13 protein-coding genes are annotated in these 13,445 nt (G+C 48.7%); 1 reads left to right on the top strand and 12 read right to left on the bottom strand.

Going from position 1 to position 13,445, the window contains the following annotated elements; translation table 11 throughout:
- Positions 1–118: 118 nt before the first annotated feature.
- From lipA to leuS, 12 genes are all read right to left on the bottom strand, one after another.
- Positions 119–1,084 carry a lipoyl synthase gene (lipA, locus tag BCT27_RS06120; RefSeq protein ID WP_017011314.1) on the bottom strand — a complete coding sequence of 322 codons (966 nt, stop codon included), beginning with the start codon at positions 1,082–1,084 and terminating at the stop codon, positions 119–121.
- Positions 1,081–1,734, bottom strand: a complete 654-nt coding sequence (gene lipB, locus BCT27_RS06115; RefSeq protein ID WP_102318403.1) for a lipoyl(octanoyl) transferase LipB — start codon at positions 1,732–1,734, stop codon at positions 1,081–1,083. Before lipB ends, lipA begins: the two co-directional genes overlap by 4 nt.
- Positions 1,735–1,883: 149 nt before the next feature.
- On the bottom strand, positions 1,884–2,153 hold the full coding sequence (gene ybeD / locus BCT27_RS06110) for a DUF493 family protein YbeD (RefSeq protein ID WP_017011312.1): 270 nt from the start codon (positions 2,151–2,153) through the stop codon (positions 1,884–1,886).
- Between the two features lie 219 nt (positions 2,154–2,372).
- Positions 2,373–3,545, bottom strand: coding sequence for a serine hydrolase (locus BCT27_RS06105; protein WP_102389710.1), 1,173 nt, complete (start codon positions 3,543–3,545; stop codon positions 2,373–2,375).
- A 109-nt stretch (positions 3,546–3,654) separates the two neighbouring features.
- Positions 3,655–4,452 (bottom strand): septal ring lytic transglycosylase RlpA family protein, encoded by a 798-nt coding sequence (locus tag BCT27_RS06100; RefSeq protein WP_102318401.1) that lies wholly within the window; start codon positions 4,450–4,452, stop codon positions 3,655–3,657.
- Positions 4,452–5,573, bottom strand: a complete 1,122-nt coding sequence (gene mrdB, locus BCT27_RS06095; RefSeq protein ID WP_102310028.1) for a peptidoglycan glycosyltransferase MrdB — start codon at positions 5,571–5,573, stop codon at positions 4,452–4,454. The genes BCT27_RS06100 and mrdB overlap by 1 nt, the downstream gene beginning before the upstream one ends.
- Complete coding sequence (gene mrdA / locus BCT27_RS06090) at positions 5,570–7,447, bottom strand: penicillin-binding protein 2 (RefSeq protein WP_102395328.1); 1,878 nt, start codon at positions 7,445–7,447, stop codon at positions 5,570–5,572. The genes mrdB and mrdA overlap by 4 nt, the downstream gene beginning before the upstream one ends.
- A 3-nt stretch (positions 7,448–7,450) precedes the next feature.
- Positions 7,451–7,921, bottom strand: coding sequence for a 23S rRNA (pseudouridine(1915)-N(3))-methyltransferase RlmH (gene rlmH / locus BCT27_RS06085; protein ID WP_017011307.1), 471 nt, complete (start codon positions 7,919–7,921; stop codon positions 7,451–7,453).
- A 4-nt stretch (positions 7,922–7,925) separates the two neighbouring features.
- Positions 7,926–8,243 carry a ribosome silencing factor gene (rsfS, locus tag BCT27_RS06080; protein ID WP_017011306.1) on the bottom strand — a complete coding sequence of 106 codons (318 nt, stop codon included), beginning with the start codon at positions 8,241–8,243 and terminating at the stop codon, positions 7,926–7,928.
- Between the two features lie 134 nt (positions 8,244–8,377).
- Positions 8,378–9,406: a DNA polymerase III subunit delta gene (gene holA / locus BCT27_RS06075; protein WP_017011305.1), complete on the bottom strand. Its 1,029-nt coding sequence runs from the start codon at positions 9,404–9,406 to the stop codon at positions 8,378–8,380.
- Positions 9,403–10,104 (bottom strand): LPS-assembly lipoprotein LptE, encoded by a 702-nt coding sequence (locus BCT27_RS06070; RefSeq protein WP_102395327.1) that lies wholly within the window; start codon positions 10,102–10,104, stop codon positions 9,403–9,405. The genes holA and BCT27_RS06070 overlap by 4 nt, the downstream gene beginning before the upstream one ends.
- A gap of 44 nt (positions 10,105–10,148) precedes the next feature.
- Positions 10,149–12,722, bottom strand: coding sequence for a leucine--tRNA ligase (leuS, locus tag BCT27_RS06065; RefSeq protein ID WP_102395326.1), 2,574 nt, complete (start codon positions 12,720–12,722; stop codon positions 10,149–10,151).
- Between the two features lie 107 nt (positions 12,723–12,829).
- On the opposite strand from leuS, the gene BCT27_RS06060 reads away from it, so the two are divergent.
- Entirely contained in the window at positions 12,830–13,315 is a 486-nt protein-coding gene (locus BCT27_RS06060; RefSeq protein WP_102395325.1) for a zinc ribbon-containing protein, read from the top strand.
- Positions 13,316–13,445: the final 130 nt, after the last annotated feature.

Here is a 13,445-nt window from a genome sequence, read left to right as displayed (position 1 = left end):
CAGGAAGAGCAGGAAGAGCAGGAAGAGCAGGAAGAGCAGGAAGAGCAGGAAGAGCAGGGAAAACAAAAACGCCGAGTAGATACTCGGCGCTATTTATTCAAAAGTCAGTTAAAGCGACTTATTTGATTTCCACGCCCTGTGCTTGCAGGTCAGCGTGGTAAGAAGAACGCACGAACGGACCACATGCTGCGTGTGTGAAGCCTAGCTCCAACGCGATATCACGTAGCTCGTCGAACTCTTCAGGTGGCACGTAACGTTCAACCGGCAAGTGGTGACGGCTTGGGGCAAGGTATTGACCCAATGTCAGCATGGTAACGCCGTGCTCGCGTAAATCTTTCAGGACTTGGACGATTTCTTCTTTGGTTTCACCCAAACCCATCATGACGCCAGATTTGGTTGGCACGTTCGGGTGCATTTCACCAAACTTTTTCAATAGCTCAAGTGACCACTTGTAGTTCGCACCTGGACGCGCTTTACGGTAAAGGCGAGGTGCGGTTTCCAGGTTGTGGTTGAACACGTCTGGCGGGTTGTCTTTTAGCAACTCAAGTGCGGTTTCCATGCGACCACGGAAATCAGGTACCAAGGTTTCGATACGGATTTCTGGGTTCAAAGCGCGAATTTCACGGGTACAGTCAGCAAAGTGTTTTGCACCGCCGTCACGCAAATCGTCACGGTCAACGGAGGTGACCACCACGTATTTCAGCTTCATGTCGCTGATGGTTTTTGCCAGTTTCGCTGGCTCATTTTCATCCGCTGCGTTTGGACGACCATGGGCAACGTCACAGAATGGGCAGCGGCGAGTACAAATCGCACCCAAAATCATGAACGTGGCTGTGCCGTGGTTGAAACACTCCGCCAAGTTTGGGCAAGACGCTTCTTCACAGACAGAATGCAGATTGTTTTTACGCAATGCAGACTTAATTTCCTGAATACGTTTGCTGTCAGATGGAAGTTTTATCTTCATCCACTCGGGCTTGCGCAGCATCTCTTTTTTCTCGGTCGGCATGTTCTTGACCGGGATGAGCGCCATTTTGTCTGCATCGCGGTATTTCACGCCGCGTTCCATCTGGATCGGTTTGCTCATAATTGATTGCTTTCTGTTAGGGACTCGACCTGATCGTAACCGAGGTGCGAAGTCAGTTTATCTACTAACACTGGGTTTAACTCAGCTAACGAGGCTGGGCCACCAAGATCGACAGTTTGCGTCATCGCCATTCCTGCATAACCACATGGGTTGATACGAAGGAAGGGGGAAAGATCCATGTTTACATTGAGCGCGAGGCCGTGGAAAGAACATCCTCGACGGATACGAAGACCCAGCGAGCATATTTTTGTGTCTTTCACATAGACGCCTGGCGCATCAGGACGTGCGTTTGATTCGATGTCAAAGTGAGCCAGTGTATCGATAACGATGTTTTCGATATGAGTGACCAGCTCGCGCACGCCCATTTTGTTTCGTTTTAGGTCGATCAGTATGTATGCCACTTGCTGACCAGGACCATGGTACGTCACTTGTCCACCACGATCACTTTGTACAACGGGAATGTCACCCGTTGCCAATAAATGTTCTGCTTTGCCCGCTTGGCCTTGTGTAAACACAGGCTCATGCTCTACCAACCAAATTTCATCGCATGTATCACTGTCACGTTCGTCAGTAAATGTATGCATAGCTTGCAAGATAGGTTCGTATGGCTGCAACCCAAGTTGTCTGATGATAAGACGGTTCTGCTGCAAATTGGCACCTGCTTCGCGTTGAATTGGTAAAGATGTGGACTGAGTCTGAGATTGGCTGAATATGTCGGCCTTCTCTCCAGCATTATAATGAGCGGCGGCTGAATTAACAGCCGCCGTCAGTAAGGGTATTTCAGAATGGTAACAGCTGGTTAGAGAACCATGCGTACAATTTCAATGTCACCCAGTTCTTTATACAGCGTTTCAACTTGTTCGATAGAAGTGGCTGTAATAGAGACAGATACCGCGTTGTACGTGCCTTTGCCACTTGGTTTTACGCTTGGGGTGTAGTCACCCGGTGCGTGACGCTGGATAACTTCCAAAACCAGATCTGTAAGTTCTGGTTTGGCGTAGCCCATGACTTTGTAAGTGAACTTACATGGGAACTCCAGCAGGTCTTTTAGTTTTGGTTGCTCTTGCATTTTCTACTCCAGGCTGGACGCCAAATACACTCTCTGGGCGTCTATCTTTTGTGCTTATGATCACGATTTGTGAATTGGGGAGCATAGTAATCGTCCTGTTAACAGAAAACAAGACGATGTAAAACCCCGTGATTTCTTTTTATATGGGGACGAAGAATCAAAATAAAAAGGCAGCCATCGGCTGCCTTTTGAAATTGCTAATGTTCTTTCTGAGCGAACTTAGAACAAGCTCTTGAAGAACATGATGATGTAGTCCATCAAGCGACTGAACAAACCACCTTCTTGTACGTCATTCAACGCAACCAGTGGGTATTCCGCGATGTCTTCGCCATCAACTTGGTAGTAAAGTTTACCTACAACGTCGCCTTTGACGATGGGTGCTTCAAGCGTTTTCTCTAGAACAAAGCTTGCTTCCAAGTCACGTGCTTTACCGCGTGGAAGGGTTACGTAGGTATCTTCTGATACACCCAAAGCCACTTGGTCTGTGTCGCCCATCCAGACTTTCTCAGTCACAAACGTTTCGTTCGCTTTGTGCGGTGCGACAGTTTCGAAGAAACGGAAACCGTAGTTAAGCAGCTTCTTGCTTTCAGCTTTACGTGCGTTAGAGCTGTTGGTGCCCATCACGACGGCGATAAGACGCATTTTGCCTTCAGTCGCAGAGCTGACAAGGTTGTAACCCGCTTTTTCGGTATGGCCTGTTTTAATGCCATCAACGTTCATGCTTTTATCCCAAAGTAGACCGTTACGGTTGTATTGGGTGATGCCGTTGTAAGTGAACGATTTCTCTTCGTAGATGCGATACTCTTCAGGAACATCACGAATCAAGGCTTGGCCTAGTAGCGCAAGGTCATAAGGCGTTGAGTAAAGCTCATCATGGTCAAGACCGTGTGAGTTGGCGTAATGGGTATCTTTCATGCCCAAGGTTTTCGCCCAACCATTCATCAGGTCGACAAATGAATCTTCAGATCCTGCCACGTGCTCAGCCATAGCAACACAGGCATCGTTGCCTGATTGGATGATGATGCCGCGGTTCAAGTCGGCAACAGAGACTGTTGTGCCTACTTCAATAAACATTTTTGAACTGCCTGGGAAGTTTTTCGCCCATGCATTTTTACTGATCACAACGTCGTCTTCGAGGCTGATGTTGCCACGTTCCACTTCTTGGCCGATGACATAGCTGGTCATCATCTTGGTCAAGCTAGCAGGGTTTAAACGTTCGTAAGCATTGTTCTCGGCAAGGACTTTGCCAGAGTTGTAGTCCATCAATACGTAGCCTTTCGCAGCGATCTGCGGGGCATCTGGGACAACGGAAGGCGCAGCGACCGCTGATGCGGATGCTAAAACGGCAGTCGATAAGACTAAAGAGCGCAACAAAGAGGATGATTTATTCATAGTTTTAGGTACTTACTTGGTATTTCTCTAGTCAAAACTGGCAACACTATATCAGATCGGCTGATTAAGTGTCAGACAGGGTTACAACAACTTACTAATTAATGACATTCTATTTTTGCGACAGTTCACCTGCAATCGGCTCAGCAACGATAAATGCCTCATTTATTTGCTGCTCGCGTGCTTTCATCGCCGCATTTTGCGTTTGATCATAGTCGTAAAATGGACCTAGGCGAACGCGATACACGTTTCCTGATTGGCGAATGTCGGTTGGCAAATCAAATTGCTTTGCAAATGTTTCAGCCGCTTTGGTTGCTTTCATTTGGTCCGAGATAGCCACCAATTGTACAAAATAACGGTTTAATCGTGCACCTTGCCACTCTGTATCGTCAGTAGGTTTGTCAATTTTGAGTAAGGTCACTTTTACAGGTGCGGTTCCCGTTTTTAGTACGTCTAATTTCGATGCAGCCGCGTAGCTTAAGTCAATCACGCGACCTTCGTGAAAAGGACCGCGGTCATTCACGCGTACAATGGCTTTTTTACCATTGCTGGTGTTTTCAACTTCGACGTAGCTTGGGATCGGCAATGTTTTGTGCGCAGCGGACATGGAGTACATGTCGTAAATTTCGCCATTTGACGTTTTGTGGCCGTGGAATTTTTCGCCATACCAAGACGCAATGCCGGTTTCAGAAAACGCTTCAGGCGCTTTAAGCACTTCATAATCTTTACCGAGAACGGTGTAATTGCTGTTGCCTGCGCGGCTGTAGGGCTCGTAACGAGGCAGTGCATCTTCAATGTGTGCCAACGTTGGTGACGTTTCTGGCGCTTTATCATCGGAAAGGCTGTAACGCCCATCTTCAGAAGCACAGCCTGATAGCAACATCGCAGTGATAATTAGGTATTTTTTCATTACAAAGCCTTAGAAAGCATTTTTCTATGTGTATGGATCGACATGAGAATGCCGAAGCCAGCCATTAGCGTCACCATCGAGGTCCCCCCATAACTCACAAGGGGCAGTGGAACACCAACAACGGGTAAGATCCCGCTTACCATGCCTATGTTCACAAAGACATAGACAAAGAAACTGAGCACAATACTGCCTGCCATCATGCGACCAAACGCCGTTTGTACTCGGCTAGCAAGCATTAAACCGCGCCCGATGATGAAGAGGTACAGTGCCAATAAGCAAGCAACACCAATCAGTCCCCATTCTTCTGCAATCACTGCGAAGATGAAGTCTGTGTGGCGTTCAGGTAAAAACTCCAGTTGAGACTGGGTGCCCAGTAACCAACCTTTGCCGCTGATACCGCCAGAGCCAATCGCAATTTTAGATTGGATGATGTGGTAGCCCGCACCGAGCGGATCGGATTCAGGGTCAAACAAGGTGCGTACGCGCGTGCGCTGATACTCGCGCATTAAGAAGAACCACAGCACGGGAATGAAGGCGGCCACCAAGGTGCCCGCTGCAAAAATGATTCGCCAGCTAATGCCAGATAGAAACAACACGAAAATGCCAGATGCAGCAATAAGAATCGATGTACCTAAGTCCGGTTGTTTGGCAATCAGAATGGTGGGCACGAAGACCAGCACCAAACCTATCGCAAGGTTTCTGAATCGCGGTGGCAGAGGCTCTTTACCGATAAAGCGAGCGACCATGAGTGGTACGGCGAGCTTGATAAGCTCAGAAGGCTGAAAGGTAATGACACCTAAATTCAGCCACCGCTGTGCGCCTTTGGCCGTTTCACCAAAAAAGAGCACGGCAAAGAGCATGATGATGCCTGTTACGTATAAATAGGGTGCCCAAAACTCGTAGTGCCTGGGAGACACCTGTGCGAGAACAAACATCACACCCAATGAGAGAAACATGCGAAACACTTGTCGTTCCATCATGGCAACGTTTTGTCCGCTTGCACTCCACATCACAATTAAGCCAAAGCCCATCAGTGCCAGAATGCCCAATAGTAACGGGGCATCGAGATGAAGACGATCAAGGATCGTCTTTTTCTGTCCTGATGACGCTAGAAGGCTCACTGGGTTTTCTCCTCATTGTCTTTGTCGAGCAAGAGATGATCAAAGATACGTCGTGCGATTGGGCCACCTTGGCTAGAACCGCCACCGGCGTTTTCAAGCACCATGGAAACAACCGCAACAGGGTCTTCGAACGGTGCAAAGCCAGTGTAAAGTGCATGATCTCGAAGGTGTTCCGCCAATTCATCGGCGTTGTACTCTTCATCTTCGCCCAAACCAAAGACTTGTGCTGTGCCCGATTTGCCACCTGTGATGTATGGCGTATTTGCAAATGCGCGACGTGCGGTGCCTTTTTTACCGTGATTGACCAATCTCATGCCTTCAAGGGCGGTTGACCAATATTTGTCTTTGACGTTTTCAATCGGAGGATAAGGGGCAAACGTGGCTTGTTCCTGCACGCCTTCGTTGATGGTGCGCATCAGAAGGTGAGGCGGGTTCACTTTGCCTTTGTTCACTAACACTGTGGTGGCTTTCGCGAGTTGCATCGGGGTGGCCGTCCAATAGCCTTGGCCGATACCGACAGGAATGGTGTCCCCTTGGTACCAAGGCTTGCGGTAGCGTGCCATTTTCCATTCACGGGTCGGCATGTTTGCTTTGCTTTCTTCGTGAATATCGATACCGGTGTAATCACCGAACCCAAAGCGACTCATCCAACTTGAAATGCGATCAATCCCCATGTCATAGGCGATTTGATAGAAGAAGGTATCCACCGATTCTTCTATGGACTGTTTTAGGTTTACACGGCCATGACCCCATGCCAACCAATCGCGAAACGGGCGGGTTTTGGAGTTAGGCAATCGCCAATAGCCTGGGTCGTTTCGCGTCGTATTGGTTGTGACCACTTTTTCTTCCAATGCCGCGACAGCAATGAAAGGTTTCACGGTGGATGCCGGTGGGTAGATACCTAGCGTAGCGCGGTTTACCAAAGGTCGGTTTTTGTCGTTCAGTAAGGCGCGATAGTCGGGGCCTGAAATACCATGAACAAACAGGTTAGGGTCATAACTTGGGGTCGAGACCATGGCGAGTACGGAAGAGTCTTTAGGATCGAGCACGACAACAGCGCCGCGTCGGTCGCCCATAATGCCACGAATATAGAGCTGCAAATCGATATCGAGGTTCAACACCAGATCTTTACCAGGTTCTGGTGGCACGTATTTAAGGGTTCGGATCACGCGTCCGCGGCTATTCACTTCTACCTCTTGGTAGCCTGCTGTGCCGTGCAGTTCACCTTCGTAAAAGCGCTCTATGCCCAGCTTGCCGATGTCGCGGGTTGCTTTGTAGTTACTGATACGTTCTTCGCGTTCAAGGCGAGCGATATCTTTGTCGTTGATTTTGGCTACATAACCCATGACATGGGTAAGTGCGTCTCCATAAGGGTAATAACGCTTTAAGTAGCCTTTGATTTCAACGCCTGGGAATTTGTGTTGATTGGCAGAAAATATCGCCACTTCTTCTTCCGAGAGCTGGTTTTTCAGCGCAACGGCATTAAATCGGCGTGTGCGTTTTTTATCACGTTCGAATGAGGCAATTTCCCGTTCACTGATCGGCATGATGTCTTGCAAGCGCGCAATGGTTTCTGGGATATCTTTGACTTGTTCAGGCGTGATCTCAAGTGCATAGACTGGGCGATTCTCTGCGAGCAGTTTGCCTTTGCGGTCGTAAATCAAACCGCGGTTAGGGGCAACAGGCACCACCTTGATACGGTTGTCATTTGAGCGGGTAATGTAATCATCATGGTCCTCTACTTGGATGTTGTAGAGGTTAAAAAGCAAAATTCCGACAAGCGCAAAGATGCCGCCGAAAGCCACAACGGCTCGGCGGAAAAACAGAGAAGATTCGGCCTGATGATCGCGTATTGGACTACGCTTGTGTTTCATTCATTATTCTCGGTGGTAAGGGTGGTTCGCCGTAATGCTCCAGGCGCGGTATAAACTTTCTGCCATTACAACCCTAACCAGCGGGTGAGGAAGCGTCAAAGGAGAGAGTGACCAACTTTGATCCGCCGCTGCTTTACATGCTGGCGATAGACCTTCAGGACCACCAATAAGGATAGATACGTCACGGGCGTCGAGTTTCCAGCTTTCAAGCTGTCCTGCCAACTGTTCGGTATCCCAACGCTTTCCAGGAATGTCGAGTGTTACAATGCGGTTTCCTTTTGGTACAGCGGCCAACATCGCTTCCCCTTCTTTTTGAAGAATTCGCGCGATGTCTGCGTTCTTTCCGCGTTTTCCTGCGGTGATTTCGATCAGTTCAAGCGGCATGTCTTTTGGGAATCGACGGCTATATTCTTTATAGCCTTCTTCGACCCATTTCGGCATTTTGGTGCCTACCGCGATCAATTGCAGTTTCATCGGATCAGTTCCACAGTTTTTCTAGCTCATAGGTTTGGCGTTGCTCGTCTTGCATGATGTGAAGCATCACATCACCGAGATCTAAGACAACCCATTCACCTTCGTTCTGACCTTCCATACCTAAGGTATTGATATTCGCCGCGTTGGCTTCATCCGCCACATGTTCTGCGATAGAAGAAACATGGCGTTTTGAGTTGCCGGTGCACAGCACCATAAAATCGGTGATGCTACTTTTTTCACGAACATCAAGAATAACGATGTCGACGGCTTTCATGTCATCTGCTTTATCGACAACAAAGTGTTGAAGTTGTTCCGGAAGCAATGCTTTCCCCTTAATCTTGTCGCGGATCGCCAGTGGGTTGTATTTCGAGCTTTAACCCTGAATGTAGGGCTATTGTTCGAAAAATTATAACACTAGCGAATCGGAATAAAATACAGCGTGTTGGGATTTGACGGTTAGTTGACAGGTTCACGCATCACGGGATGACCGCACATCTCAATGGTGAACGCCGAGAGTGCTGGCCAAGGTTGGCTGTCAAAGTCCGTTTTTACCATCACCTCAATGTCTGCGAGTCGGTGAAGTAACAGCATTAATCGAGGCTGCGGCAGACGATGTAAGGCGGCAGTAAGTATTGGGCGTCGGTTTTGCCATACTCTGAAATGGTCAAAGAGGGTATTTAAGCCCATTCCCGATGCGCCGTATTCTTGCATCTTACAAAGTTGTACCAGCTCTTTTTGAATAACACGCAACAGCAATGTTATCTCTACCCCTTCAGCTTGGAGCTGACGCACAATGCGCACGGCACGCTTTGCTTTGCCTTCAATAAGGGCATCGGTCAGTTGGAAGGGGGTGTAATGGTTGTGTCGTGACAACGCCTCCTGAAGACGAATCAGCGTAAGCGCTCCGTCAGGATAAAGCAGTTGAAGCTTCATCAGGCTTTGCGACAATGCCAACAAGTTGCCTTCATGCCACTGGGCAAGCAGCATCACGGATTCATGGTCTGGCTTTAAATGAAGTTCACGACAGCGTGCTTCGATAAAGCGCGGAAGCTGTCTTGCATCCGGTGTGTTGCATGGGATGTATACGCCATTTTTTTGGAACAACGTGAACCACTGCGCGGACTCTTGCTTCTTGTTGAGTCTTGGGCCGTCTAAGATCAGTAAAATATCTTGATGCAAGAAGGGTTCAAGCGCTTTGAGGGCGTTGGCTTGTGCGGCGGTCAGGGCTGAATCCGGTAAGGTGAGAATCAGCACCTGACGGCTTGCGAATAAGCTTAATGCCTGGCAAACATCGTAGACCTCTTGCCAATTCAGTTGGTTATCGACAGAAAAACGGTGTTTCTCTTCGAAACCTTGCTGCAGCGAGGCATTGAGGATGGATTGAATAGACTCTTGCTTGAGCAGTGGCTCATTGCCAAACAGTAAGTAAGTCTGACACAAGCCTTGGGAAAGGCGCTGTGTCAGTTGTTCTGGGTAGATCCTCATGGGGTGGTGTCACCCTCAACGCGCGCTTCGGTTGCATCGTCTGATGGCGTTGTTGAGTAGATCGATAGCGGCTTACCTTGAGGTTCATCTTTACCGTCGAAACGCGTTTCAATCGATACAGACGGTGTTTCTTCGCTGAAGCCTTGGTAGAGTTCGCGCAGCGCTTTCTCTTCCGCTTCTTTGAGGTCAAATGCATCGATATGTGCATTCAAACGAGCAAGCTGTCGCATGATTTGCTTGGTCGCTTCTACACGCATCTCTTGCGCTAACATCTCTTCTTCTACGGATTTCGCCAATGCAGTCAATGGATTGTCCAAGTAGGTTCGACTTAACGTAATCGAGAAACGATAGCGGCCTTTTGTTGGGACCGTTACAGAATAAGCGATCTTATATTCGAATTGCCTTTCTGCAACTCGGCTATTTTGATAGAGAGATAAAGTTCGCTCTCTGTATGTCTCACTAACTAGATCGAGCGAAGCTGTATGTTTCGTTGCAGGTACAATTTCTATATCGTGCAAGCGAAGTTGGGTTTTCATCTCACGGGTCAGTGCCCCGTATTTATCGAAGCTCGTGATTGAAAGCTTTTGAATCTCGTCAGGTAGGTTGTAGCTACCGCGGAGATGGAATCCGCAAGATGCGGTGGCCAAAGCGGCCACCACAACGAGCAGGGTTCGGAGAGAACGAAAGATCGATGTCACCGAATTACTCCCTTTCTTTTCGGTCAAGGGCGTTAGCAAAGCGCTTAGCTTGCAACGATATTAACCAGTTTGCCCGGCACGTAGATCACCTTACGAATGGTTTTCCCTTCGGTGAACTTAACAACGTGCTCGTCATTTTGCGCCATGGCTTCAACGTCATCTTTTGCAGCATCAGCCGCAACAGTGATTTTCGCACGAAGCTTGCCGTTAACTTGAACAATGATCAGTTTTTCATCTTCAACCATTGCGTTTTGGTCAGCTTCTGGCCATGCAGCGTGGTCTGCGTCAGTTTCGCCCAGTGCAGTCCACAACTCATTGCTGATGTGCGGCGTGATTGGGTAAAGCATCACAACAACGGCTTTCAACGCTTCGTCTAGGATAGCGCGGTCAGTGTCGGTCTCTTGTGGTGCTTTTGACAGACGGTTCATCAGTTCCATCACAGCTGCAATTGCAGTGTTGAAGGTTTGACGACGGCCAATGTCATCGCTCACTTTAGCAATGGTTTTGTGTACTTCACGGCGCAGTGTTTTCTGATCTGCATTCAGTGAAGAAGCATCCAGTGCCGCCACAGCGCCTTTAGACGTGTGGTCGAATACCAATTTCCAGATACGTTTCAGGAAGCGGTTAGCACCTTCAACGCCTGATTCTTGCCATTCAAGTGTCATGTCAGCTGGAGACGCGAACATCATGAACAAGCGAACGGTGTCTGCACCGTACTTATCAACCATCTCTTGCGGATCGATACCGTTGTTCTTTGACTTAGACATTTTGGTCATGCCTGAGTGAACAAGGTTATTGCCTTCGGTATCAACTGCGCTGGTGATGCGGCCTTTTTCGTCACGCTCAACGGTCACGTCAGTAGGAGAAACCCAAACCTTCCCGCCTTTCTCGTTGTTGTAGTAGTACGCGTCAGCCAACACCATGCCTTGGCACAGCAGTTGTTTGAACGGCTCGTCACTTTCAACCATGCCTGCATCACGCAGTAGCTTGTGGAAGAAGCGAGAGTACAACAAGTGCATCACGGCGTGTTCGATACCACCCACGTATTGGTCAACAGGCAACCAGTAGTTTGCTGCATCTGAATCCAGCATTTGGTCAGCTTTCGGTGAACAGTAACGCGCGTAGTACCAAGAAGACTCCATGAAGGTGTCGAAGGTATCGGTTTCACGCAGTGCAGGCTCACCGTTAAAGGTGGTTTCTGCCCACGTTTTATCTGCTTTGATTGGGCTGGTAACGCCGTCCATGACAACGTCTTCTGGCAAGATCACTGGCAGTTGGTCGGCAGGTACTGGGTGTACTTGGCCATCTTCAGTGGTCACCATTGGGATTGGAGAACCCCAGTAACGTTGACGAGAAACACCCCAGTCACGTAGACGGAAGTTAACCGTCTTGTGGCCTTTGCCCTCTGATTCAAGTTTTGCCGCAATTGCGTTAAACGCTGCTTCGAACGCCAAACCGTCGAATTCACCAGAGTTAAACAGAACACCTTTTTCAGTGTGTGCTGCTTCAGAAATGTCCGGTGCGTTGCCGTCTTCAGCCAAGATCACTGGCGTGATGTCCAGACCGTACTTGGTTGCAAACTCAAAATCGCGCTGGTCGTGACCAGGAACGGCCATCACGGCACCTGTGCCGTAATCCATCAGTACGAAGTTTGCGACGAAGATAGGCACTTCACGGCCGTTTAGAGGATGGATTGCCTTGAGGCCTGTATCCATGCCTTTTTTCTCCATGGTCGCAAGCTCTGCTTCTGCAACCTTGGTGTTACGGCACTCATCGATAAACGCTGCAAGCTCTGGGTTCGTCTCTGCCGCTTTAGCCGCAAGAGGGTGACCCGCTGCAATGCCCACGTAAGTCACGCCCATTAGGGTGTCAGGACGCGTGGTATACACTTCTAGAACAGGGTTGTCAGCCACGTTGAATGACAACTCAACGCCTTCTGAGCGACCAATCCAGTTGCGTTGCATGGTTTTCACCATGTCAGGCCAACCTTCTAGGGTATCTAGATCGTCAAGTAGCTCTTGTGCGTAGGCAGTGATCTTAATGAACCACTGTGGGATTTCTTTTTGTTCTACTGGGGTGTCACAACGCCAGCAGCAGCCGTCTTCAACCTGTTCGTTCGCAAGAACGGTTTGGTCGTTCGGACACCAGTTAACTGAAGAGGTTTTCTTGTATACCAAGCCTTTTTCGTAAAGCTTGGTGAAGAACTCTTGTTCCCAGCGGTAGTATTCAGGTGTACAGGTCGCGAATTCGCGATCCCAATCGTAGCCGAAGCCCAGCAGTTTTAGCTGGTTCTTCATATACTCAATATTCTCGTACGTCCAAGGCGCGGGTGCTGTTTTGTTTTTAACAGCCGCGTTTTCAGCAGGCAGACCAAATGCATCCCAGCCGATTGGCTGCATGACATTCTTGCCTTGCAGTCGCTGGTAGCGAGAGATCACATCACCGATGGTGTAGTTACGCACGTGACCCATGTGCAGTCGGCCGCTTGGGTACGGGAACATGGATAGGCAGTAGAACTTTTCCTTGTTCGGGTCTTCTTGAACCACGAAGGTTTTGTTGTTGTCCCAATCAGCCTGAACTTTAGGCTCTATGTCCTGAGGACGGTATTGTTCTTGCATCGATGACATCCGGGAAATTGTGAGATAGGTATAAAATGAATCTGAATAATCGACATAGAATAACTAAAGGTAGAAGGCGCAACAACAGTTGAATGCAGAGGTGGCCTATGTCAGAGCAAAAAGCAGAGTACAAGTTGATCGTTCAACGGGTTAGCGACGCTTTAAAGCACAGCCCTGAAGAGCTCCAACGTTGGGTTGATTTATCAGAGCGTTATTTTGAAGCCGCATCGGACATGACCAAGGATGAATTGGCCCTGATCGAAGCGTATTTCAAGCGCGATGTGCAGGAGTTCAGCGAGCAATATAACGCGTCTGAAGACCGCGCAGATGACGGCGAGCTGTTCAAAAGCCTCATTGCTAATACGCTGTGGGAGCAACTCGCAGAAATCACCGACAAGACCCAACTTGAGTGGCGTGAAGTGTTGAAAGATATTCAACATCACGGCGTTTATCAATCGGGTGAGGTGGTCGGATTGGGCATTTTGAGTTGTGAAAAATGCGGTAATCAGACTGAACACAGTCACGTTGGGGTGCTAACGAATTGCATAAAATGCGGCAGTAAGCATTTTAGTTGCAAGGCGTATCCGGCTTAGAGCTGGAAGGGCAGGAAGAGCGGAGACTAGAAAGAGCAGGTCCTAGATCCTAGGAAAAGTAAAGACTAAAGCGAAAAGCTTGACGGCATTTCAGGTCTTTAAAAATCTTTTCAGTACTCAGTACTCAGTA

This window comes from Enterovibrio norvegicus (assembly GCF_002876705.1).
In the GTDB taxonomy this organism is placed as follows: Bacteria; Pseudomonadota; Gammaproteobacteria; order Enterobacterales; family Vibrionaceae; genus Enterovibrio; species Enterovibrio norvegicus_B.
The sequence above is the reverse complement of the archived record's forward strand: the minus strand, read 5'-3'. Positions and strand labels throughout refer to the sequence as shown.

Coding starts and splice junctions, on each gene's coding strand:
- holA (WP_017011305.1), bottom strand. CDS start 9,406: ATGAGGATCTACCCAGAACAACTGACACAGCGCCTTTCCCAAGGCTTG.
- leuS (WP_102395326.1), bottom strand. CDS start 12,722: ATGCAAGAACAATACCGTCCTCAGGACATAGAGCCTAAAGTTCAGGCT.
- mrdA (WP_102395328.1), bottom strand. CDS start 7,447: ATGAAACACAAGCGTAGTCCAATACGCGATCATCAGGCCGAATCTTCT.
- BCT27_RS06105 (WP_102389710.1), bottom strand. CDS start 3,545: ATGAATAAATCATCCTCTTTGTTGCGCTCTTTAGTCTTATCGACTGCC.
- ybeD (WP_017011312.1), bottom strand. CDS start 2,153: ATGCAAGAGCAACCAAAACTAAAAGACCTGCTGGAGTTCCCATGTAAG.
- BCT27_RS06100 (WP_102318401.1), bottom strand. CDS start 4,452: ATGAAAAAATACCTAATTATCACTGCGATGTTGCTATCAGGCTGTGCT.
- BCT27_RS06060 (WP_102395325.1), top strand. CDS start 12,830: ATGTCAGAGCAAAAAGCAGAGTACAAGTTGATCGTTCAACGGGTTAGC.
- rlmH (WP_017011307.1), bottom strand. CDS start 7,921: ATGAAACTGCAATTGATCGCGGTAGGCACCAAAATGCCGAAATGGGTC.
- lipA (WP_017011314.1), bottom strand. CDS start 1,084: ATGAGCAAACCGATCCAGATGGAACGCGGCGTGAAATACCGCGATGCA.